At 69.3% G+C, this 22,372-nt stretch carries 22 protein-coding genes and 1 pseudogene; 7 read left to right on the top strand and 16 right to left on the bottom strand.

Features of this window, described 5'->3' with window-relative positions; all coding sequences use genetic code 11:
• Positions 1-21: 21 nt before the first annotated feature.
• The 4 genes and pseudogenes from EXU48_RS19815 to EXU48_RS19800 form a co-directional block, all read right to left on the bottom strand.
• Positions 22-1,452 (bottom strand): extracellular solute-binding protein, encoded by a 1,431-nt coding sequence (locus tag EXU48_RS19815; RefSeq protein ID WP_165962905.1) that lies wholly within the window; start codon positions 1,450-1,452, stop codon positions 22-24.
• A 420-nt stretch (positions 1,453-1,872) separates the two neighbouring features.
• Positions 1,873-3,654: a heparinase II/III domain-containing protein gene (locus EXU48_RS19810; protein WP_165962904.1), complete on the bottom strand. Its 1,782-nt coding sequence runs from the start codon at positions 3,652-3,654 to the stop codon at positions 1,873-1,875.
• Between the two features lie 559 nt (positions 3,655-4,213).
• A pseudogene (locus EXU48_RS19805) lies at positions 4,214-4,728 on the bottom strand (ISL3 family transposase); the annotation flags it as partial.
• Between the two features lie 98 nt (positions 4,729-4,826).
• A complete protein-coding gene (locus tag EXU48_RS19800) occupies positions 4,827-6,200 on the bottom strand; it encodes an FAD-dependent oxidoreductase (protein WP_133109411.1) in 1,374 nt (457 codons plus the stop codon).
• Between the two features lie 548 nt (positions 6,201-6,748).
• Here EXU48_RS19800 and EXU48_RS19795 point away from each other — a divergent pair.
• Complete coding sequence (locus tag EXU48_RS19795) at positions 6,749-7,288, top strand: DUF5131 family protein (protein WP_268958243.1); 540 nt, start codon at positions 6,749-6,751, stop codon at positions 7,286-7,288.
• Between the two features lie 372 nt (positions 7,289-7,660).
• On the opposite strand, the gene EXU48_RS19790 is transcribed toward EXU48_RS19795, so the two are convergent.
• Both EXU48_RS19790 and EXU48_RS19785 read right to left on the bottom strand, forming a co-directional pair.
• Positions 7,661-8,311, bottom strand: a complete 651-nt coding sequence (locus EXU48_RS19790) for a response regulator transcription factor (RefSeq protein ID WP_133109410.1) — start codon at positions 8,309-8,311, stop codon at positions 7,661-7,663.
• Positions 8,308-8,910 (bottom strand): hypothetical protein, encoded by a 603-nt coding sequence (locus tag EXU48_RS19785; RefSeq protein WP_207947842.1) that lies wholly within the window; start codon positions 8,908-8,910, stop codon positions 8,308-8,310. Before EXU48_RS19785 ends, EXU48_RS19790 begins: the two co-directional genes overlap by 4 nt.
• A 133-nt stretch (positions 8,911-9,043) precedes the next feature.
• Between EXU48_RS19785 and EXU48_RS19780 the strand changes: the two genes are divergently transcribed.
• From EXU48_RS19780 to EXU48_RS19765, 4 genes are all read left to right on the top strand, one after another.
• Positions 9,044-9,718, top strand: a complete 675-nt coding sequence (locus tag EXU48_RS19780; RefSeq protein WP_133109409.1) for a hypothetical protein — start codon at positions 9,044-9,046, stop codon at positions 9,716-9,718.
• 4 nt (positions 9,719-9,722) lie between these two features.
• Positions 9,723-10,835 carry a sensor histidine kinase gene (locus EXU48_RS19775; protein ID WP_207947841.1) on the top strand — a complete coding sequence of 371 codons (1,113 nt, stop codon included), beginning with the start codon at positions 9,723-9,725 and terminating at the stop codon, positions 10,833-10,835.
• 124 nt (positions 10,836-10,959) lie between these two features.
• Positions 10,960-11,499, top strand: a complete 540-nt coding sequence (locus tag EXU48_RS19770; RefSeq protein ID WP_133109408.1) for a dihydrofolate reductase family protein — start codon at positions 10,960-10,962, stop codon at positions 11,497-11,499.
• Positions 11,500-11,527: 28 nt separating this feature from the next.
• Complete coding sequence (locus EXU48_RS19765) at positions 11,528-12,391, top strand: alpha/beta fold hydrolase (protein ID WP_133109407.1); 864 nt, start codon at positions 11,528-11,530, stop codon at positions 12,389-12,391.
• Positions 12,392-12,399: 8 nt separating this feature from the next.
• On the opposite strand, the gene EXU48_RS19760 is transcribed toward EXU48_RS19765, so the two are convergent.
• Entirely contained in the window at positions 12,400-12,930 is a 531-nt protein-coding gene (locus EXU48_RS19760; RefSeq protein WP_207947840.1) for a nitroreductase family deazaflavin-dependent oxidoreductase, read from the bottom strand.
• A complete protein-coding gene (locus EXU48_RS19755) occupies positions 12,927-13,421 on the bottom strand; it encodes a hypothetical protein (protein ID WP_207947839.1) in 495 nt (164 codons plus the stop codon). The genes EXU48_RS19760 and EXU48_RS19755 overlap by 4 nt, the downstream gene beginning before the upstream one ends.
• A gap of 127 nt (positions 13,422-13,548) precedes the next feature.
• On the opposite strand from EXU48_RS19755, the gene EXU48_RS19750 reads away from it, so the two are divergent.
• On the top strand, positions 13,549-14,133 hold the full coding sequence (locus EXU48_RS19750; protein WP_133109406.1) for a TetR/AcrR family transcriptional regulator: 585 nt from the start codon (positions 13,549-13,551) through the stop codon (positions 14,131-14,133).
• Here the strand turns inward: EXU48_RS19750 and EXU48_RS19745 are convergent.
• On the bottom strand, positions 14,025-14,867 hold the full coding sequence (locus EXU48_RS19745) for a CPBP family intramembrane glutamic endopeptidase (protein ID WP_133109405.1): 843 nt from the start codon (positions 14,865-14,867) through the stop codon (positions 14,025-14,027). The genes EXU48_RS19750 and EXU48_RS19745 overlap by 109 nt on opposite strands.
• A 69-nt stretch (positions 14,868-14,936) precedes the next feature.
• On the opposite strand from EXU48_RS19745, the gene EXU48_RS19740 reads away from it, so the two are divergent.
• The gene (locus EXU48_RS19740) at positions 14,937-15,560 is read left to right on the top strand and encodes a TetR/AcrR family transcriptional regulator (RefSeq protein WP_133109404.1); all 624 of its coding nucleotides are present in this window, start codon (positions 14,937-14,939) and stop codon (positions 15,558-15,560) included.
• 36 nt (positions 15,561-15,596) lie between these two features.
• Here EXU48_RS19740 and EXU48_RS19735 read toward each other — a convergent pair whose 3' ends face one another.
• From EXU48_RS19735 to EXU48_RS19705, 7 genes are all read right to left on the bottom strand, one after another.
• Complete coding sequence (locus tag EXU48_RS19735; RefSeq protein ID WP_268958245.1) at positions 15,597-16,751, bottom strand: hydroxymethylglutaryl-CoA synthase; 1,155 nt, start codon at positions 16,749-16,751, stop codon at positions 15,597-15,599.
• Between the two features lie 21 nt (positions 16,752-16,772).
• On the bottom strand, positions 16,773-17,843 hold the full coding sequence (locus tag EXU48_RS19730; RefSeq protein ID WP_207947838.1) for a hydroxymethylglutaryl-CoA reductase: 1,071 nt from the start codon (positions 17,841-17,843) through the stop codon (positions 16,773-16,775).
• Between the two features lie 14 nt (positions 17,844-17,857).
• A complete protein-coding gene (locus EXU48_RS19725) occupies positions 17,858-18,958 on the bottom strand; it encodes a phosphomevalonate kinase (RefSeq protein ID WP_133109401.1) in 1,101 nt (366 codons plus the stop codon).
• The gene (gene mvaD / locus EXU48_RS19720; RefSeq protein WP_133109400.1) at positions 18,955-19,929 is read right to left on the bottom strand and encodes a diphosphomevalonate decarboxylase; all 975 of its coding nucleotides are present in this window, start codon (positions 19,927-19,929) and stop codon (positions 18,955-18,957) included. Before mvaD ends, EXU48_RS19725 begins: the two co-directional genes overlap by 4 nt.
• Positions 19,926-20,912, bottom strand: a complete 987-nt coding sequence (gene mvk, locus EXU48_RS19715) for a mevalonate kinase (protein WP_165962903.1) — start codon at positions 20,910-20,912, stop codon at positions 19,926-19,928. Before mvk ends, mvaD begins: the two co-directional genes overlap by 4 nt.
• Before the next feature lie 232 nt (positions 20,913-21,144).
• Positions 21,145-21,696 carry an isopentenyl-diphosphate Delta-isomerase gene (gene idi / locus EXU48_RS19710; protein ID WP_133109398.1) on the bottom strand — a complete coding sequence of 184 codons (552 nt, stop codon included), beginning with the start codon at positions 21,694-21,696 and terminating at the stop codon, positions 21,145-21,147.
• Between the two features lie 48 nt (positions 21,697-21,744).
• On the bottom strand, positions 21,745-22,308 hold the full coding sequence (locus tag EXU48_RS19705; protein WP_133109397.1) for a DUF4287 domain-containing protein: 564 nt from the start codon (positions 22,306-22,308) through the stop codon (positions 21,745-21,747).
• Positions 22,309-22,372 lie beyond the last annotated feature (64 nt).

The following is a 22,372-nucleotide window of genomic DNA, read 5'->3' as shown; positions in this document are numbered from 1 at the left end:
CTCATCGCATTGCCTCCCTGGTCAGTCGATCGGGTAGGCGGCGAGTTGTTCCTCGTACTCGGCCCTCATCGCGTCGCCTCCATCGCGCTTCCACGCGTCCACGGACTCGGTGAGTGTGGAGATGGTCGCCCGGCCAGTGATGATGTCGTTGACGGCGTCGTCGAAGGTCTGCTTCAGCCTGACCCCGTCGTCGGCGTCCGTGGCCGAGTAGAGACCGATCACCGGGTTGGGCTCGCCCACGGGAATCACCTCGGACTGATAGGCATGCTGGACCCTCGTGTCGTCGGGCCGCCCGGGTGTGTACAGCGGAGTCGGCGGCGCCGCCAGATAACTGACCGGGAGCCGCAGCTCTGCCTGACCCAACTCGGTGAGAGTCGGATTCCCATCGGCGTCGACGGTGTGATGAACGCCGTCCAGCCCATACGCGCGGAGGTAGTTCTCCTCACTGCCGAACGGAGCAGCGAGCCAGTTGCAGACCCGGAGCAGCAACTTGATTCGCTCGGGTTCGGCCTTCTTGAAGGCATTGATCGAGAAGAAGCCTGACCCGAGCCGCCACGGTGCGAGGCCGCCACCATCCCAGTTCGGCAGGGTCATCAGTCCGAGCTCTGACGTCGGATGGTTCTTCAATGCGCTGTTCCAGTGTCCGTTGCCCGTCAGCCAGATCCCGGTTCGGCCCGCATGGAACCACTGACCACTCGTGTCGGAGCTCGCGAACGTATCCGGGTGCATCAAGCCGTCCTGCCAGAGCTGCGTAACCCATTCGACCGAACGCGCGAACTCGTCCGTCTCGTACTTATGGGTGAGCGAGCCGTTCTCGTTGCGCCATTCGTTCGGCACTCCGGACAACATGCCCATGATCACGAGCGCAGCCGCCGATCCGGAATCGCCCATCGCCCACCTGTTCTCCTGGGCGTTGGTGAGCGCGCGACAGGTCTCGAGGAACTCATCAAGGTTCTCGGGTTCGGTCGACAGCCCCAGCGAGTCGAAGATGTCCTGGCGTACGAACACGTAACTCCCGATCGCCTGCCGTGGATTCGGGATGCCGTAGATGCCACCGTTGTAGATGGCCCCCCGCCACGTCAGAGGCGGCAAGGTGGCCAGGTTCGGGTAGTCCTGGATCGCATCGCCGGAGAGGTACTCGGACAGGTCTTGGAACTGCGACTCGAGCAGTCGAGGAAGATCCGGGGCATCCCGAATCTGAACCATGTCAGGGATGTCGCCGCCTGCAACGACGGTGGCCAACTTCTGATCGTAATCGGCCGACGGGGTCATCATCAGGTCGAGCGATACACCGAGCCGGTCCTCCAGCTCTCGCCAGTAGGCGTTCTCGGATCGGGTCGGCGGGACCGCCGTGGAGATCATCGCCATCCCGCTGATCGACTCACCCGCCCCCGGTGTTTCGGTGACGGAACGATGCTGATCGGCGGGGTAGTTGAAGAACCCGTCCGGCACGCCCTCCGGCGTACCTTGAAGGTCCGGCTTAACACCCGTCGAGGGGATGTAGGAGGGTAGCTCGACGCCACTGTTGTCAGTCGTCGGAGCTTCGGAACCAGTGCCGCCGGTGGAGCAACTTGGCAAGGCTGCGAGAGTGAGGGCTCCGCCCGCTCCCAGGAGGAAAGTGCGTCGGTCGAAGGATGGGTGCTGCATGGGTACTCCCGAATCTTGTGTGCGGAGCGGTCTAGGAGGGCGCGTCAACACGGACCGATGACCGGCATACGCTTGCCGACCGCGGTTGGTGCTGATCGCTGCGGTGAGTTCCGAGGGACTTCTGTCGGAGCAGAATTGTGTAGGTGCTGGGCGGCAGTTCGGTCGCCCCGTGGTGACCTCGGTGAGCTGCCCGGCGACGCACCTGCGAGCCAGAATGAGAGCCCGTTACATGTCCGTCGACCAATCATGCAGCGCGACGACGCTGGGAGTCGTCAAATCCGGGTTGGCCGGCTCGGTGATCGGGCTGAAGAGCACCGCCAGCGTGAACGCGTCATCAGCCGCCAGTTCGATCGTGAGTTTCGAGACGCCTGCGTTCGCCGATTGTCCCTGGGGGGTGGGAGACGTCGGAAGTGGTGTTGCAGCACGAACCGTGAATGCCGAGTCCGGGGGAGCGGACACCATCTGGACCAGGAGAGTGGCGGGGTTGCCGCCGTCCTCATCCGCCATGGTCAACGATGCGGACCGGCCATCCTCGGAGACCGCTACCTGTGCGGTCGTGTGCATGAACCACCACGCCGTGATGTGACCGTTCGGAGTCACCTCGTCCTGCACCAGGGTGCGCCGACGCTGGTCGACCATGGCGACGCCGCGCTGCCAGGACGTGACCGCATCTCCGGGGACTGCACCGGTGAGGTCCGCGATCGCGTATCCGCCGGCGGCGGATGACTCGTAGCGGGAGATGTGGCAGGAGGCGTTGGGGAGTTGGTCGGGTGCCGAGGTCGGGTTGATGACCAGGGTGTTCTGGCCCTCGGCGCGTTTGCGATAGTAGTTCCAGCGCCTGCCACCGCCGTAGTCGAAGTAGCCGGAAAGGCCGTAACTGTCCTTGCCTAGTTCTGTCGCCCACCTGCGCCCATTCGCATCGATGACGAAGGTGCCCTGATCGAGGTCACCGTGGCTGCTGGCGTTGTCGCCCGCCTTGAAGCCGGCGAACAGGGCGTCCGGGTCCTCCCACGCGCTGCGGAAGGTTGCAACCTCCACGCTGGCGAAATGGATGTCGAGTGGCAGGTCGGACTCGAGCGGACCGACGTCCTTGCTGGGGTCGTACCACAACAAGTAGCGGGGCAGGTAGAGGGTGCTCGTCGACCGGCTCCGGCTGCCCCACCATGTGTAGACGGGATTCGAGTACCGCTCAGAGAGCCACAGCAGTTCCGGAGGCTGCTGCGACGTTGGATCGGAGTCCGAGTAGTTGAAGAACTGCCCCGCGGGACCGGTCAGGTAGATCGCATAGTTTCCTGTTTCGGACAGCCCGACGGTTTGTGAGATCCCGTTATCGCGGACGCCAGAGGACTCCAGTGCTGCGAGGTAGATGCCGAGGTACCTGATGACATATCCCCAATAGCCGCCCTCGGGGCTGCTCCCGTCGGGGCTGAGCTGCTGGACGGCTGGTCGGATGCAGTGCAGGCTCCTGCGCAGGATGTCCCGTGCGATCAAGGGCGACTCTGGCTCGATGGCGAGTGCCCCCACACCGAATCCAGCGTTGGTGACGATCCCGACGTTGTTTGGTGAACCGGTGTAGATCGAATCTTCCCGGTAGGCGTTCAGGGCTGTGCGCAGCCCCTTTTCAATGATGGCTTCGCGGGCATCGGCACGCTCGTCGTCGCTCATGGTGTGGAACAGCCAGTCGTACCCGATTGCCATCGCGTGGGTCATCTCCGCAACCGAGAGGAAGTCGTCGGCGAGTTTCGGTGGGTTCGTTCGGCTCCATTGAGGAAACTCCGCGATTGCCGCGATCTCAGCTCGCGCGCGCTGTGCGTAGGAGGGGTCGGCGGCGAGTTGCTCGAGCAGGGCGAGTGTGTAGATGCGATTGACGGCAGTTCTGGCGGTGTTGAGCAGGCTTGCGCCGTTCGGGAAGGTCGGCGTGGGTACCGCCAACAACTCCGTCCCGAGCTCCTCCAGCGTGCTGAACCATCCCTGGGATACCTCGTCCGTGACGACGCGAGAGGCCACTGCGTCGAAGTCGCTGGGCCTCGCGAGGAGACGCGGATGGGAGTCGTCGGTCCTGCTTGGACCGGACCCGTGAGTCCAGGCTTGCGCCTGTGGCCCGGACGCGACACCGGCGGACGCCGCTGCGGCCACCTTCAGTGCAGTCCGCCGACTGTATGAGGTGCCGAAGAGTAGATGCTTCGCCATTGACTGCTACTCCTTCTCGTGGCTTCAACGCCATGGTGACGTGCTGAAATCCTGCTGTGGTGTGCCGTTTCGCCAGGATGTGAGGCCCAACCTACGGCAGGGAACCGGACGGCTCGACCAGCTGAGTCAACTGTTCCGATCCAGTTGAGTCAAGATTGATCGGGCAATCAACTCATCGCCGTTCGCGATTGCCTGGGTCGAAGACTTCGGAACACAGAACACCCGCACGGGCAGTGTCGCGGGTCAGCTCTCCGGCAGTGGGCAGGTCGGCTCGCGAGTCCCGATCTGGGGTGCTTGGCCGCCCATCGCAAACACACCCACCGCCGTTGTTGCCGATGGTGAAGCATGCTCGTGCTGGGCGTCTGACGTGAAGTGACGTGTGGCGCGACACGTGCTCCTCGACTCCGATCACGGCGACGCCATCGAACCGGGTTGGGTCGTCGATCAGGACCCGACGGCCCCGGCCAGGACGGCGTCGTTAGCGGTGTGCCACGACACCGCGAGGGCTTCGGCGATCGTGGCGACTGTCAGGTGGCCGACCAGGGCGACCAAGGCCCAGCGCACTGCCGCCCGGGACAGCTTCGCCCGCGGCGGCGCCGCTGTGGTGGAGTCCTGACGCCACACGTGCCCACACCCGCAGCACCGTTAGCGATGCATCCGGACCAACAGACCGTGGGACGCCAGCCAAACGGCTCATGCGCAAGCCGCGCACACAGTTCCCCGCGGCACGCCTTCGCACCCGCAGCGGCGGCACCACCCATCGGGCTCGACCACCCTGCAAGCCAGCACTCCCCGATCGGGCTCCAGTGCCTGCCCGACAGCCACGAGGCCAAGCTCGTCCAAGCGGCAGAGCCTCGTCAGGTCAGGAGTCCAGAAGGTAGCGTCGTCCACGTCGAGGTCTTCCGGATGGGCAGTGTGAGAATTTCCATCCTGGGACCTCGGCCCTTACCCGGGCACCACCGCTACACCCTCGTGTGCGATGAGCCGGATTAGGCCTGTTCGAGAATCCGTTCAGCTTGGTATGGCAGTGCCTTGGCGATCGCGGCCCACGGGGTCTGGGCGACCGTGCATCCCAATGAGTTTGTTACCGCCGCCGCGACCCCTGCCGCCTCGCCGGTGGCAACGGCATTGCCCGTGACGCGGTAGCTCGAGTGAGCCCAGAAGTCGCCAGAGATGCACCGTCCGGCCATCAGCAGGCCATCGACATCCCGCGCGATGAGGGCGCGAAGCGGGATCTCGTAGGGCCGCGCGCGGGTCTCGACATCAGACATTGTCGGACTGCGGTAGCCGCCTTCCGCGCGTGTGAGGGCATGCACGTCGAAGCCGAAGGCGACTCGCGCCACAGCGTCCTCGTGCTCAGCGCCCCGCATGACGTCGTCTCGCGTGATGTGGTAGCGCCCAGCGATGCGCCGCCCTTCACGTACCCCTATTTGAGCAGCAGTGTTGATGAGGCGCAAACCCGACCAGCGCCCCCCCAACAGACGGAGGGCCTCGACGACCTGATTGATCTCACGGCGCGCTTCGATCGTTGCCGAGGTAATCGCGCCGACATCGTCTGGCCGAACGTCGTACTGGTGGTTCGCCATCAGCGCGAAGACATCGTCGTGAACCTTGAAGAGGCTGATACCCGTATAGCTCGGGTCGAATCCAGCCCTTCCGAGCTCGCGAAGAAGATTGTGCTTGGAGATCTTTCGCCTGCGTGCCAGTGAAAAGTCCTCCTCATCTGCGCGAACCACGTCGTTGGCTATAATCACGTCGTGCATCTCGTCGACGGAGATGCCGCTGACCAGTGCCATGAGAGACATGGGTTGCAGTTGCCCAGTCTGAGGGTGGCCGATCTCGAACTGGCAACCGGCCAGTGCAGCGACGTCGCCGTCGCCCGTGCAGTCGACGAATGTCGACGCGGAGAAGGCAATGCGGCCACTCTTCGACTCAGTGATGATTGCCTGGAGTCGGCCTTCGTGGACCCGAGCGCCGACTACATCGGTGTTGAATAGCATCCGTATCCCGGCGGCTGTGCACATACTCTCGAGCACGAGTTTCATTCTCTCGACGTCGTAGGAGAAGTCAGGGAAGCCGACGGGGGTGTCCGCACCAGCTGCCTCCAGCGCTTCCACGATCTCAGCCATGATTCCCGGCTTTAGAGCGGCATCGATGATCCAGGACAACGCGCCCGAGGTCCAGACACCGCCTAGCGCGCCCTGAGACTCGACGAGTGTGGTGCGTGCGCCGAGCCGCGCAGCACCTAGTGCGGCGGCGACGCCGGCTGGTCCACCTCCACACACGACAACATCGGACTCGTCGTCGAGCGGGATCTGACGTCTCGGCTCGTGAAGCGAACTCCGATATTCGGAGCGGGCCATGTGTGTTCTCCCAGATGTCTCGTGAGCGAGTAGTGACTGCTCTTCGGTGGAACCTTCCGAACGAAGTGCCGAACATCGACCCGCTGCTACTGCTTGCGCAGAATGCGCCCGGCCGCGCCGCCGATGTGACAGAAGGGCAAGGTGGCACGGTCGCAACTATGTACCGAGTAGATATGCGGGTTGTCCATGCTGTCAAGATTGATTCGGGAATCAACAGTTCTTGGCAGGTGAGTGTGCGCAGATGGACTCCCGGTCGACGGACAGTCTCGCCAAGTTCCGCACGAGAGTCGACCCGGGCTTGGGCTCGATGATCAAGACCTCAACCCACGTTCGTCCCTCGTTCAATGCCCCGGACACTCGCTGGTCTCGTGCGCGGAGAACACCAGCCGCGGCTACGTACGCCGTACCGCATCCGCCAGCATCACTCGGCCATCCCGCGCAAGGTGCTCGCGCACGTCTGGCAGTCGAATGTGGGACTGCACCAGGGACTTCAAAGGTGAGGAGCACCTCAAGCAATTCGTCACCGAGCGTGTCGATCAGCCGGGGTGATGCGCTCTTGCTTCCACCAGGACAGGGTCATCGTGAACTCAATGAGTGACTTGTTCCATGCCAAGGTCCCAATCGACTTCATCCGTGGCATCTTCGACGTCATCCGCCGGACTCCCCAGCATACCTACCAGGTGCTGACGAAGCGTGCCCACCGGATGGCGAGAGTGGCGGACAGACTCGACTGGCCCGACAACCTCTGGATGGGAGTCTCGATAGAGTCGTACGATGCCGTCGACAGGATCGACCATCTCCGAGCGGTCCCCGCATCTACCCGGTTCCTATCCTGTGAACCGCTCATCACTGCGCTGCCTGCGCTGAATCTCGACAGGATCGACTGGCTCATCGCCGGCGGAGAGTCCGGCCCTCGCGCGCGTGCCATGGACCCGGCCTGGGTGGAGGACCTCCGCGATCAGTGCCTAGAAGCAGACGTGGCGTTCTTCTTCAAGCAGTGGGGTGGTCGGACACCGAAAGCGAACGGTCGTCAGCTTGAGGGCCGCACGTGGGACGACATGCCAGAGCCAGCCTCAACTCGCCGGTGACAACGTCAACTGCTCAGCATGGGAAACCCCGGTGGGGCATGCTGACGCCCAGCCCACCCGAACGGCGTGAGCCACGCGCGATGTTCGTTGCACCCAATGGGTCGGATCCTTGCGTTGCTTGCGGAACGGAGCTGGTCAAGGGGTGCAAGAGCCCATCCGTCCACCTCCCTTGCAACCTATGCCGGTGGCCAGCACCGGATATCCGCAGAACTGGCACAAGGCTGGCACAACTCTCAGCTTCTTGGTGTCTGACCTGGCCAGCGCGATGCTGGTGCGTTTCCCCTTAGCTCCACAGAATGCGAAGTAAGCAGAACCCGGCCCGCGTGTTCGCGGAGCGGGGTTCTTCTCGTTGTCCAACCCGGCACCTCGGTCTCAGGCGAGGCCCGACTGGAAGGCGAAGACCACGAGTTGCGCGCGGTCGCGTGCGCCGAGTTTGATCATGGCCCGGCTGACGTGGGTGCGGGCGGTGGCCGGACTGAGGAACAGCCGCTGCGCGATCTCGTGATTGTTGAGACCCTCGGCGACCAGGGTCACGATCTCGGTCTCCCGGGCGGTCAGTTGGTCGAGTTGCGGGTGGGGCGTCAACACCCGGCGGCCGGCCGTGACGAACTCGGCGATGAGGGTCCGGGTGACGCTCGGTGCCAACAGCGCACCGCCGTCGACCACCGTGGTGATCGCGTCGAGCAGGTGCGCCGGCGGGGTGTCCTTCAGCAGGAATCCCGACGCCCCGACGTGCAGGGCCTCGAACACGTACTCGTCCCGCTCGAACGTGGTCAGTACGATCACCCGGGTCCCGGCCAGGTCCGCCTCGGCGACGATCCGCCTGGTCGCCTCGAGGCCGTCGATCCCGGGCATCCTGATGTCCATCAGGACGACGTCCGGCCGGGTCCGGATCGCCTCGTCCACGGCGGCCAGGCCGTCCGCCGCCTCGCCGGCGACCTCGAACCCGTCCTCGTTCTCGATCAGCGTCCGCAGCCCGATCCTGACCAGGTCCTGGTCGTCGACCAGGAGCACCCGGATCATCGGGCCAACCCGGCGGCCCGGCGGCGACCCCATGGCTTGGTGACCGAGAGCGTGATGGCGAACAACAGGGCGAGCGAGGACACGATCGGAGGGAAGATCAACTGCCGACCGACCTCGAAGGTGCCTGTCCCGACAGGCGGCGCCGACGCCGTCGCCGTCGCCGCGAGCTCGGCGACGGACGGGACCAGCACGCCGACGACCAGCCCGATCAGCACCAGGGTCAGGACGAGTTTGGTCAGGACCCACCGGTAGCGCACCAGCCCGTACTTGGACCCCAGCCCGAGCACACCGCCGCTGAGCAGGGTGATCAGGGCGACGGCGACGAGCGGCCAGCCGACGAACGTGCCGATCGCGACCGTGAGGGCTGCGGCCGTGGCGGGTGCCGCACCGAGCGCGGTGACGACCAGGACCCCGAGGACCACGTCGAGACCGAGCCACGACCCGGCGGAGGCCAGGTGCACGATCAGCACCACCCGACGCGCGCGGGCACCGAGTCGCGGCCACGAGCGCGGGCGAGGCTCCATCGGGCTGGTCCGGCGCGGCGCTCGGCCCGCCGACGCGGTGGACTGGTCGGGCGCGGTGGGTACCGTGGTGGTCATCTGGGCTCCTCCGGTCCGGTCGGGACCCCAGTATCGGCACACGTCCCGGCGCGGTGCATACGGCGGTGGACGTATTCAGAATGACGCTCGTGGCAGGACGACGCGACGTCGCCGCACGACGAGGCTGACCTGCATGACCGCACGCACTCCCTCGCCCTTGCTCGGCGCCCTGCTCTTCCTGTTGTTCTATCTGGCCGTCTCGCCGGTCGCCGGCGCGTTCAGCGTCGGGGACCTGCCGTTGCCCGGGTCCCCGCCGGCGCAGGTGCAGGAGTACCTCGCGGCGAACACGACCCCGTCGCTGCTCACCGGGCTGCTCCAGGGCGTCTCCGGGCTCGGCCTCGCCATCGTCGTCGCCGGGCCGCTCACCCGAACGACCGCAACGGAGCCGGCGCGCGGGCGGCTGGAGCGACTGGGCCGGGTCGCCGGCTGGGTCGCGGTGGCGGCGATCCTCACCAGCGCGATCCTCTCGGTCGTCCTCGGCCTCATCGCCGAGACCGCCGGCACCGGCGTGGTCGCCACGGTGCGCAGCGTCTCGTTCTACGCCGGCGGTGTGACCCACGTGGTCGCCCTCGGCGTCTTCGTGCTGTCGATCAGTGTGGCCCACGGCTGGAGCCGGTCGGTCCGGGTGGTTGCCCGGATCGCGGGGAGCCTGGCGGTCCTGTCGCTGCTGTCGATCGCGATCTACTACGCCTCCCTGTTCCTGCCCCTGGGACGTCTGGCGTGCATGGTCACCCTGGTCGTCGCCGGCACCGCCTACCACCGCGCGCGTGCGGCCGTGCCCGCCGCGCCGGGTACGGCACCATGGTGAGGTGGTGACGCGCGCGAACCGCGACCTCATCGGGAACCTCGTCCTGATGGGGTTCCTCGCGGTCCTGGGCGTGGTCAGCCTTCCGTTGCTGAACGTCTGGGGGACCCAGTCCCGACCGATCGACGCCTGGGCCGTGGTCCTCGTGGTGGTGGCGGCCATCTCCGCGGGGCTGCGATGGTGGCCGCTGATCTCCTTCGGGATCTGCACCATCTCAGCGTCGGTGTACCTGATCGTCGGCTACCCCTACGGGTCGATCCTGCTCTGCGTCGCGGTCGCGACCTACACGATGGCCCGCCGGGAGCGGATGCGGCCGGCCGTGCTGGCCGCGGGGATCGCTCTGCCACTCCTGCTCGTGCACGTGTTCACCAACGCGGCGGCGCTCGACGGGCTCTGGGGCTTCCTGCCCGGATCGGCCTGGATCGTGGTGCCCTTCAGCGTGGGACTGACTCGGCGCCTGGTCGTCGAGTCGGCCGCGCGACAGCGAGCCGAGACCGAGCGACGTGCTCTGGACGAGGAGCGGCTCCGGCTCGCGTCCGAGGTCCATGACATCGTCGGACACGGCCTGGCCGCGATCCAGATGCAGGCCGACATCGCGCGGCACGTCCGCGGCCGCAAGCCGGAGCAGGCGGACATCGCCCTCGACGCCATCAGCCGGGCCAGCGCCGAGGCGCTGGCCGAGCTGCGCGTCACGCTCGCGGCCATCGCCCCGCACGACGCCACCACTGCGTCCACCGAGTCCCGCGCCCCGACTCCGGGTCTGGCCCGGCTCGCGGACCTGTGCGCCCGAATGCGAGAGTCGGGTGTCGACGTCGACCTGGCCATCACCGGAACGCCGCGGGTGCTCGACCCGGCAGTGGACGTCGCCGGATACCGCGTGGTCCAGGAATCGCTCACCAACGTCGCCAAGCATGCGAGCCGACGCCATGCGACGGTCACCCTGCGGTACGTCCTCGCGGCCGTGCACCTCGAGGTGGTCAACCCGACGGCGCACGCCGGGCCGGTCAGCGAGGGTTTCGGGATCACGGGGATGCGCCGACGGGTCGACGCCGTGGGTGGCGAGATCTTGGTGGGCACCGGCGACGGTCGGTTCCGGGTCATCGCGGTCCTGCCCGGTTGAGCCCGTCCCATCGCGGGGCCCTCGAGGAAGATACGCCCACCGGCGTATGCTCCGTCCGAGACCGGCGGGCATGATCGACGCGTGGCGACCGCCAGACCGAACGAGCGAGGGAACGGGTCCGACCATGCGCCGAGTGGTGCTCTACGAACTGATCTCCCTGGACGGCGTCGCCGAGGAGCCGGGCGACTGGATGCATGACGGCGACCGGCCCATCTTCGACAATCTCGCGACGATCATCGCGCGCCAGGAGGACGTCCTGTTGGGGCGTGGCACCTACGACTATTGGTCCGGCTACTGGCCGACGTCCGAGGTGGAGCCGTTCGCGACCTTCATCAACACCACGCCCAAGCACGTCTTCAGTTCCCGGCCGCTGGACGGGGAGTGGGCCAATACGATCCCGGTCGACCGCCCGGCGCCCGAGTACGTCGCCGAGCTGTGTCGCGGCGACGGCGGTGACATCGGCGTGCACGGCAGCATCACCCTGGCGCGTGCACTCCTGGCCGCGGGGCTGGTCGACGAGCTCCGGCTCGTGGTCGCGGCGTCCATCGCGGGCAGCGGGCGGCGGCTCCTGGACGGCGCCGGGCACCATCCGAGGCTTGACCTCGTCGCCGCCGAGCACACCCCTAAGGGGAGCCTGCTCCTGACCTACCGATCCACCGACTGACTGACGCGACCGCCGGAGGGATTCGAGCATGACGATGACCACGACGCGGACCCTGGACGTGCCCGGAGCCGTGCTGACCTACGACGTGCATGAGCCGGAGCGTCCGGCGCAGCACCTGCCGCTCGTCATCGTCGGCTCGCCCATGGGTGCCTCGGGCTTCGAGCAGCTGGTGTCCCATCTCGACGACCGGGTGGTGATCACCTATGACCCCCGGATGGCGGACCGCAGCCACCTCACCACCGGCGGCGTGGCGACCACCGAGATCCACGCTGACGACATCCACCGGGTGTGGGAGGCGGTCGGACCGGGTCCGGTCGACGTGTTCGGTTCGAGTGGGGGAGCGACGGTCGCGCTCTGCTGGGTGGTGAGCCACCCGGATCAGGTTCGGACGCTGGTCGCCCATGAACCGCCCCTCGCCACGCTGCTCGAGGACGCCGACATCCTGGCCGAGGTCAACGCCGACATCGTCTCCACCTACCGGGACCGTGGGTTCGGGCCCGCCATGGCCAAGTTCCTTCGGCTGGTCACCCAGGCCGGCCCGTTACCGGCGGACTACCTGGAACAGCCCGAACCCGATCCCGCGCAGTACGGTCTGCCCACCGGCGACGACGGCTCGCGCGCCGACCCGCTGCTCGCCCACACGATGGCGGCACCGCCCTACACGCCGGACGTCGCGGCCCTGCTCGGCTCGCCGGCGCGGATCGTCCCGGCCGTGGGCGCCGAGGGTGAGGGCACGATGGCGCGGCGCGGTGGCCAGGCACTGGCCGCCCGGCTGGGCGTCGAGCCCGTCGTGTTCCCCGGCGACCATGGCGGCTTCGCCGCCAACGAGTGGACGCCCGACAACGATCCGGCGGCGTTCGCCGAGAAGCTGCGTGCGGTCCTGGAGCGATAGCGGCCGGCTCACCGATCCTGGACGCGGAACGTCGGATGGTTGGCCGCGATCCGGGCGAACTCGGTCAGCGGCGCCTCCGGGGACACCGCCAGATGCGGCCGCGCTCCTCGGGCGACCGCGAGATAGCGCCGTAGGATCGGCGCGCGCTCGGCCACGGGCACGGGCTCCAGGCGTACCCGGACACTCCGCCCGCGCCGACGCAGCGTTGCCCGCGCGCCGGTCGCCTCGACGTTGCCCACCCAGTTCGCCCCGGGCCCCAGCATCGAGACCAGGTACTCATCGCCGTCGAGATCCGCGATGGCGACAGGGACCCGGTGCACCTGGCCGGAGTGCCGACCGGGGACCTCGAGCACGGCTGCCCGCCGGGGGACGAGCCCACAGAGTGCGTACAGCCGGGCATCGAGACGGTTCCAGCAGCGCATCGGTGCCGTCGGTCGGCCGGTCCGGTAGAGCGCACGCTTGAGAGCCCCGGCGCGGTGCACCACGGCCCGGCCGAGCCGGGAGGCCGGGGCCCGCGGCCGGGCCGTGGCACGGCTCATGGTGTGTTCGCCGAGCCACGTGTGCTCGCCGTGCGACGCCGGGCCCACAGCATGACGACGGCGACCAGGCCGGGCACGCAGGGGAGCAGCACCAGCCAGCCCATCAGCGGCGCGAGGCCGACCTCGCCGGACGTGTCCAGCGTGGTCAGGCCCACCACGGCGACCGCGACGGCGGCGCCGAGCAGGCCGGTCGCGACCCAGTGCGTCCCGCGCCGGCCGCCGTGGGCCACCCAGATGGTCGCGAGCCACCCAAGGGCGCCGAGGCCGCCTACGGTCAGCAGGATCGCGACATACGTGGTCACGCCCGCTTGGACGCCGGGCTCGCCGACGGCCGGGTAGGTGGCTCGGATGTGATCGGCGAGCACGTGGGTGGTCATGTTGTCGAGCGCGGCGTAGGCACCGACGGCGATCGTGAGCACGAGCCCGAGCCACAGTGCGGGCAGCGCGGCCCGCTGGCTCGGACGTGGGGGCGACGTGGACATGGCGGTCATGGAGACCCTCCAGAATCTCTTGGGGAATACAGACAGTGACTGTCTGTACGAAAGCAACTCTGCCATTCGGTACCAAGGCAGTCAACATCAACTGGACAGTAACTGTCTCCTGACTAGGATCCTGGGTATGTCGGGACTTCGCGAGCAGTGGCGCCGAGCCGCCATGCACACCATCACCGAACGTGCCCTCGACCTCTTCGACGAGCACGGCTACGCGGCCGTCACGATCGAGCAGATCGCGGCCGCGGCCGAGGTCTCGCCGTCCTCGGTGTATCGCTACTTCGGCACCAAGGAGGGCCTGCTCGTTGCCGATGACTTCGACACGCTCACGGACGCCGAGCTCGCGGAGAGGTTCGACCCGGCGGACCCGGTCGGCAGCCTGCTCGAGTCCGTGCTGAGGTACGAGACGCCCACCGATCTCGGCGGCGGGTCCGCGGAGCCCACCTCACGGCGCCGGGTCCGCTACTTCTTCGCCGAACCGTCGGTCCGAGCGGCGGTGCTGGTCACTCTCGACCGCGCCGCCAACCGGATCGCACCCCTGCTCGCCGGGCCGGGGCGCAGCGGCACGCAGGCCCAGGTCGTCGCCCACGCCCTCGCGTTCGGCTACTTCGCCGCGTTGGAGCGCTGGTTCGACGACGGCGGTACCCGCCCGATCGCCGACGTCGTCGAGGAGGGCATGCGGCCGTTGCGGGCGCTGTCCGCGGCGGGCTGACGCCGCGCGAGCAGGGCCGCGGCGCCGGTCAGCAGCACGGCCGTGACCGCCGTCAGGATCCAGTGCGTGCCCGGCGGCAGGTCGCCGGCGTTCGAGATCAGGTTCAGTGCGGACAGCGGCACGGCATGGGCGAAGACCGCCGGCCAGACGCTGCCGAACCGAACCACCGCGGCGCTCAGGAACAGGCCGAGGGGAATCAGGCCGACCGTCGAGGTGGCCGCGATCAGCCAGGGGATCGTGCCCTGGATCGCCATCGCACCGTGCAGCGGAACGTGGAAGGCCGCCCAGGCGGCGGCGACCGTGAGCGACGCGCGCCAGAACCCCCGGTCGGCCAGGGTCCGTTGCAGGAAGCCCCGCCAGCCGACCTCCTCCCCGAACGTACTGAGCGAGAACAGCACGATCGTCGGGATCAGCGCGAGGGCCACCTGGCCAAGGGCGGCCGCGGGCTGTGGCTGCGCGGTCCCCAGGATCAGGACGGGCAGCACGCTCAGGACGTAGACGGTGAGCAGGGCGAGGATCGTCAGTGCACTGCCCCCGAGGAGTTGGCGCCATCCGCCCGCCCGCAAGGCCCACCAGCGAACCGGCCCGCCGGGTAGTGCCACCACCCGCAGCACGAGGAGCGAGACCAGGGCGGGCAGCCACCGGCCGGCGATGACGAACCATTCCGGGATGGTGGCGCCAACCGCGAGGAAGACGGCGCAGATCGCCATGATGGCGCCCATGACGATGCTCACGAAGATACGCGCTGCGCGGATCTCAGCCTTATTTGTTCGCTGCACAAATCGTCACGCTAGCGTGACCGGATGACGAGTCGGCACCACCGCCGTGGCCCCCGTGGGGACATCCGTCCCGAGGACCTTCTGGAGGCCGCGCAGCGGGTCCTGGGTACCGGTGGTGCCGCGGCACTGACGTTGCGGGCCGTCGCCTCCGAGGCGGGCGTCACCCCGAACGCCATCTACACCTACTTCGAGGATATGGCGGCCCTCCGCAACCGCATCGGTGACGACTTCGTCGGGCGGTTCGACCTGGGTCTGTTGCGCCAGGCGTGCCCGGCGCACGCGCTCCGGCAGTTCCTGGCTCATGTGCTCGGGGTCGCCGAGGGGGCACCCGGCCAGGTCGCGATCCTGGCCGCGCAGCGGATCGCCGGGCCACGCACCCTGGCCCTGAACGAGGCCCTGCTCGACTTCTTCGTCGATGCGGTCGGACATCCGAGTGCCCGGGCCGCGAGCCTGACCATGCTGGTCACCGAGTGGCTGCACGGCCGGCTGCTGCTGTCCGGATCGAACGCGGCACCGCCGGGGTTCACCGCGGCCTTGGAGCGGCTGGACCTGGACCGCTACCCGCGCACGGCCATCATGCTCCGGGCCGGCGACGACGACTCCTCGCTCGATGTGCTGGTGGCGGCGATCACCGAACCGCCGGCGTGAGTTCGGGCGGGCACCGAGCCGTTGGTGCTGGAGGGCTCAGGCCGTGGGCTCGTAGACCCGCTGGTCCTGCCGGACCCCACCGAACCGGAACGGGGACGGCGTCTGCCGGGCGGTTTCGAAGTTCGAGGGGTCGGGGCGGGCGGCCGTGCGCTGCAGGGCCAGATAGGCGGCGTCGTCCACGGGCGTCCGTCCGGTGAGCCGCTCCTCGTTCTCGGCGCGACGCAGCCCCGCCCGGTAGCCGTCCGCGACGGTTCCGGTGAGGAACTCCGCGACGGCGCCGGAACCGTAGCTGGCGATCGCGACCCGCTTGCCGGTCAGGTCCTCGTCGCCGTCCAGCAACGCGAGCAGCGCCAGGTACACCGAGGCCGTGTAGCTGTTCCCGATCCGCCGGTTGTAGCCCATGGTCGGCTCGATCTGCGCCTGCAGGGCCGCCGGGTCGAGCTCGGAGCCGGCGCGCGCGGCAAGGTGGCGATGCGCCTTGACGGCCATCTTCGTGAACGGCTGGTGGTAGCAGAACCGGTCGATCTGCTCGAACGGCACACCACCGTGGGCCAGGTAGTCGTCGAACGCCCCGGCGACGGCGTCCAGGTACGCCGTGATCGAACTCTTGCCGTCCACGATCGCGGTCGTGGAGTGGTTCGGCCGCCAGAAGTCCATGACGTCGTCGGTGTAGACGCCGTTCGCGGGGTGGAGCTCGAGCAGGGCGGGGTTCGCGGCGACCGTGAACGCCACCGCGCCGGCGCCCTGGGTCGGCTCCGCGGCACTGTCGAGTTGGTAGCGGGCGATGTCGCTCGCGATCACGAGCACCTTCTCGCTCGGGTCCCGCGCCACCAGCGCCACCGCGAACTGCATCGCGGCCGTCGCCGAGTAGCAGGCCTGCTTGAGCTCGACGACCCGGACGTTCGGGCCGAGTCCGAGCAGCCGGTGCGCGTACACCCCGGCCGCCTTGGACTGGTCGATGCCGGTCTCGGTCGCGAACATCAGGGTCCGCACGCCCGCGCCGCCACTGCGGTCGAGGATCTGCTGCGCTGCGGCCGCGCCCATCGTCACGATGTCCTCGTCCTCGGCCACCACGCTCATCTCGGACTGTCCGAGCCCGCGGTAGTACTTCTCGGGGTCGGCGCCGAGCCTGGCGGCGAGGACCGCGAGGTCGATACGGAAGGAGCCTGTGGCGAAGGCGAGGTCATCGATGCCGATTGCGGGGGAAATGTCTCACTCCTGGGTCGAGGTGCTGGTGTCTGCATTGTGGCGAGCGGAGCGTTCGATGGCCACGTGAGCGGCCATCAGCTCGCCGGGATTGGTCTGCGCCGCGAGCAGTGAGAGTTCGCCGCACCACACCGACGCCGCGCACAGGGCGGCGAGCCGATGCGCGTTCTCGCCCGACTCGCGTTCCTCGCGGCAACCGAGCCGCTGCAGGTTCTCCTCCACGAACGGTAGCCCCTTGCCGTTGCCCACGGTGCCGACGATCAGGTTCGGCAGCGTGCAGGAGAAGTACAGGTCGCCGTCGTCGACCTCCGCCTGCGTGACGCCCTGCGACCCCTCCACGATGTTCGCGGCGTCCTGCCCGGTCGCGAGGTAGAAGCCCAGCAGCATGTTCGCGTAGTGGGCGTTCGCCGAGCGCAGCCCGCCGGCCAGGATGGTGCCGACCAGGTTCTTGTTCGTGTTGAGCGCGGCGATCTGCTCGGGGGTGGAGCGCAACCGCTTCACGACGACGTCCCGCGGGATGACCGCCTCGGTCACCACGTGCTTGCCGCGCCCGAGGATGCCGTTGACGGCCGTCGCCTTCTTGTCGGAGCAGTAGTTGCCGGAGATCGAGCCGTACCGCAGGTGCGGCCACGTCGCCATGAGGTGGGACATCAGCCGTTCCGCCGCGAGCGTGGCCATGTTGTGGCCGGAGGCGTCGCCGGTGAGGAACTCGAAACGCAGGAACAGCAGCCGGCCCGCGATCTCGCTGTGCAGGTCGATGAGCTGGGCGAACCTGCTGCTCGCCGCCACGATCTCCTGGAGTTCGGTGAAGGCGGCGCGGATCTCGGCCAGGGTGCGGACGGAGACCCCGGCGCCGTCGGTCTCGAAATAGACCGAGCGGCTCATCCGCTCCGATACCAGGGTCGTGGCGATGCCGCTCTCGATCAGTCGGGAGATCCGGGCGCCGCGGCCCACCGACGGCCACAGCGGCGACTCGTACGTGGCCAGCGGCACCTCCTGTTCGCCGGAGAGCACGTTGCCACTGAGTCGGATCGGACCGACCCAGCGCATGGGGACCGCTGCCACGGATTCGCTCATCGCCCTATTGTCTGTCATCGCGCACCGACCAGCGGCTCCGGGGGCGCCACCGCGAGCGTGAGCCTGCGCACTCCCGCGCGTTCCCAGCCGGCCAGCATCGCGGTCAGGTCGGTGCCGCGGGGCACCAGCACGATTCCACAGTCGCCGCCGCCGGCACCGGAGGACTTCGCCGCTGCCCCGATGGCCTCGGCCTCGTCGCACAGCCGGGTCAGCGTCGGCGTCTCGATCCCGACGTCGAGGGTGGACCCGAGTCCGACGAGCAACCGCCGCGCCGCGCGCACCGCGGCCAGGACCCGCGCGGGGTCGCCGTCGGTGAGGCCGGCGGCCACGTCCGCGACGCGGGCGCGGCTCTCGGTCAGGAATTCCTCGTAGGGCAGCGCCTGGATCGCCGACGTGCCGGCGCCCACCGCAGCCTGCACGTCATCGACGAGTCGCGCCGTCGACGCCGCGGCGCCGGTCCAACCGACCACGAGCTCGAGCGCGTCCGGGGACGGCAGCGGGGTGATCGCGAGCGGCGCCCAAGGCGCCCGGAACGCGGCGAGCACTCCGTCGCGGGCGCGTAGCTCGGCCAGTGCGGCCCGGTCGGGGGAGCGGTAGGAGACCCAGCCGCCGAACGTGCTCGCAGCGACGTCGCCGCCGGAGGACGACGGCGCGACGTCGACGATCGCGAGCAGGGCGAGCCGGAACTGCTCGAGTCGCGTGAGCCCCAGCCCGTAGAACTCGTCGAGTGCCCGGATCGTGGCGACCGTGACGGCGCCGCTGGAGCCGAGCCCATACTTGTGCCCGTCGGCGTCGTCGAGGTCGCTGGAGATCCGCAGGGAGTGGTTGCGGGGGTCGATGCCGAGACCGATCACGAACTCATCGATCGTCCGGACGGCCGAGAGCGCATGATCGAGGCCGCGACCGTCCTCGGCCACCACGCCGGTGGCCTCCCGCGACCAGGTCAGCGGTGCCCAGCCGGGCTGGTCGGAGTCGATCCTGCCGCGGTCCCGCGCCGGACCCAGGGTCACGACGACGTGCCGGTCCACGGCCACGACCACCGCGTCCCCGCCGGGTTCGACGACGGCGTACTCGCCGGCGATGAAGAGCTTGCCGGGTGCCCGGGCGGTGATCATGCGGTCGGCCCGACGATCCGAACGCCCGGGCCGGTCCCCGAGACCAGCAGCTTGACGCCGTCGAACGCGTCCGCGAACCGTTCGGCGACGGCGGAGGTCGCCTCGGGCCGGCAGAGCACCTTGACGTTCGGTCCGGCGTCGATGGTCGCGTAGGCCTCGATGCCATCGCGCCGGCACCGGGCGACGACGTCGAGCGCGGCGACCGTGTCCGCGTTCCAGTACCGGACCGGCGGGACGGCGCCGAGCATGGTCGCGTGCATGCGCATCGCGTTCGACTCGGCCAGTTCGCCGACGGCCGTGAAGTCGGCCCGGGCGATCGCCGCTCGCATCGCGTCCAGGTCGCCGGGCACGCTCGCGACCCAGGCGTCGAAGAACGGTGAGGTCGCCACCGTGCGACGCATCGCCTCCCGGCTGCCGATCGGCTTGCGTCCGGCGGTGAGCACGGCGACGACGAGCGCGAGGTCCAGGCCCGGGGCATCGATCGGCTCGGCGAACGAGCCCTCGTCGTCGCCCGGGTGCCACTGGACGAGCCCCCCGAAGACCGACCGGGACGCCGACCCGGAGCCGCGCCGGGCGAGCCGGGACAGCTCGCGGGGGGTGAGGGTGAGCCCGTAGGCGCTGCTCGCGGCGGCCGCGAGCGCCGCGAACCCGGCCGCCGAGGAGGCCAGGCCGGCACCGGTGGGGATCTCGTTGGCCGTCTCCACGACGGCGCGGGCGCGGCTGCCGGCGCGCTCGGCGACCAGGTCCAGGAACGCGCTCACCCGCGCCAGTTCCCCGCCGGTCATCGGCTCACCGCTCCAGGACGCGACGTGGGTGTCCGCCTCGGGGTCGAGCGTGACCGTGGTTCGGGTCGGGGCGATGTCGAGGGTGAGGGAGAGGCTGCCGGTCGCGGGCAGCGACAGCCGCTCGTCGGCCTTGCCCCAGTACTTGATCAGCGCGATGTTGGGGTGCGCGACGGCGGTGACGCTCACCGGCCACCCGCCGTGACGATCCAGCCCCCGACCGCGCCCGCCTGCCGCATCGCGGTCACGATCTCCGCGGCGCGCTCGGGGGAGTCCGTGACCGCGATGACGCAGCCGCCGCGCCCGGCGCCCGTGAGCTTCGCCCCGGCTGCGCCCGCGGCCCGGGCCGCGGCGACCAGCCGGTCGATGGCGGGGTGCCCGACGCCGAGCGCATCGAGGGTGTCCTGCGCGGCGTGGAGTCGTGCGCCGAGGTCACCGATCCGGCCGTCGCGCAGATCCTCGGCCGCGGTCCGGGTCAGTTCGGCGAGGCGTTCGAGGAGCTCCCTGCCGTGGTCGGGGTCGGCTTCGACGAGGCTGCGGACCCCGGCGACGGCGTCGCGGGTGGGCGAGCGCACGCCGGTGTCGGCGACCGCGAACGAGAACGACGCGCCGAGTTCGAGCCTGGACGTCACGCCGTCGTTGAACGCCACCGGGGTGCGGGCCCGGGTGGCTCGCGCATCCAGACCGCTGGGGTTGCCGTGTGCCACCCGTTCAGCCGTCTGGACGAGTTCGAACCGGGCCTCCTCGTCGAGTTCCCGGTCGGCGTGGGCGCGCACGGCCTCGACGATGGCGTGCGCGGATGCGGCGCTCGCGCCCAGGCCGGCGCCCGGTGGGATGTCGCTGTCGAGCTCGATCTCGAGGTCGTCCCCGGGCAGGCCGAAGTGGGCCAGCGCGGCCGTGACGGCGGCACCGACCGGTGCGAATCGCTCGGGCAGGTCCGCCACCGGGAGCCGCCGGTCCCCGTGCCGGGCGCTGAGCGGGCCGGGCACGGCCCGCAGCCGGGCGACGGTGCGCAGGGGCAGGAGCGGCAGGGCGATGGCCGGGTGCCCGTAGACGACCGAGTGCTCACCGATCAGGATCGCCTTGGCGTGGCCCGCGCCGACGGCCACCGGGTCGACCGCGCCGACGCCGGTACTCCGGCCCGCGCCCACGATCGGGGACGACGCCACCATCACGAGGCCTCGACCCGGTCGTACCGGGCGGGAGGGGTTCGTGGCATCGCAGGGCTTTCGTGTGTGGGTGGGGTCGTGGCCCACGGCGCCGGTCGCCATGGGCGGAACGGGCTTGAGTCTAGTGACTCGTGCCGCCGTGCCATGCGTGTGGCGGCCGTGGCGGAGCCGGTGTCGCGGAGGTGTCGTGGGGGACCGGTGTGCGTCTCGCGCAGCCCGGCGGCATCCCAGCGGATCACGCGTCCCGGAAGCCCCAGTGGCTGAGATGCCCGCGGGTGACGCCCCAGACGTCGTCGAACCAGGCCGTGAACGGCTCCGCGGCACGCAGGGCGGCCAGTTCGGCACCGGTCACGAACACGATCTCGGCGATCTCGTCGGGGTCGTGCGCCAGGGACTCGGCGTCGACCAGGCCCGCGAACACGTGGTTGTACTCGCGCTCGTAGAGCCCGGTCGCGTCGTCGTGGACGTGGTACTGCACGATCCCGAGCTCGGTCAGGTCCCGCACGGGCGCGCCCAACTCCTCGGCGGCACGCCTGGCCACCGCCGTCGCCGGGGCCTCACCCGGGAACGGGTGGCCGCAGGCGCTGTTCGTGAGCATCAGCGGCGAGTGGTACTTGCCGGCGGCGCGGCGCTGCAGCAGGAGCCGGCCGGCGCCGTCGAACGCGAACAGCGAGAACGCCCGGTGCAACACCCCGGGCTCACGATGGGCCTCGAGCTTCTCGGCGGTGCCGACCGCCCGGCCCTGCTCGTCGACCGTCTCGACCAGGATCTCTTCGCCACCCGGCATCGTGACCGCCTCTCCTCGGGTGTAGCTCCAACGGTCCAGCCTATGCGGCTAGGAGGACTGCTCCGTCCCGAGCCCGCCGATCCAGGCCGACCAGTGGTCCTTCCACCGCTCGGCCGCGCCCGGGTCCGCCAGCTTCTCGTGGGTGATCGTGAGCCGGACCCGCTCGGCCAGCGGGTCGAGGGCGACCGCGACGACACCGAGCGAGGTGTCGCCGTCGGCGAGGTCGAAGCGCAGGCTGCGCGCCTCCGGCTTCGAACGCAGGGTGGTGCCCAGTGGCTCGAACAGCGCTGCGCGGGTGGCGTCGTCGAGGAGCCGGGCCCGCCAGGTGTCCGCGTCCATGTCGAGGATGCGGGATCGGGACACCGTGAAGGTTCCGTCCGGCATCTGTCCGGGTAGCCGGATCCCGACGATCCGTTCGTAGCCGACCACAACGCTCTGCGCCCACCACCCGTCGACGCCATGCTCCTCGCGGACCCACCGGGCCTGCTCGGTGTGGCCGGCCGCGCGCCCCGGACCGGCGTCGAGGAGGCGGACCCATTCGTCCCAGCCGTGTCCGGTGTTCGAGCGCACGAGGTCGTCGTCGTGCCCCGGTTGGGCCACCCAGTCCGTCATGTGCCGCGCTCCTGCCGTGAGTCGGATCTGCTGGTGGCGACGGTACGGTGGCTGAGCCGACCCG

It is taken from the genome of Occultella glacieicola (genome assembly GCF_004353825.1).
Lineage (GTDB): Bacteria > Actinomycetota > Actinomycetes > Actinomycetales > Beutenbergiaceae > Occultella > Occultella glacieicola.
Note: the sequence above shows the minus strand (reverse complement) of the source record. Positions and strands in the feature narration are given on the sequence as shown.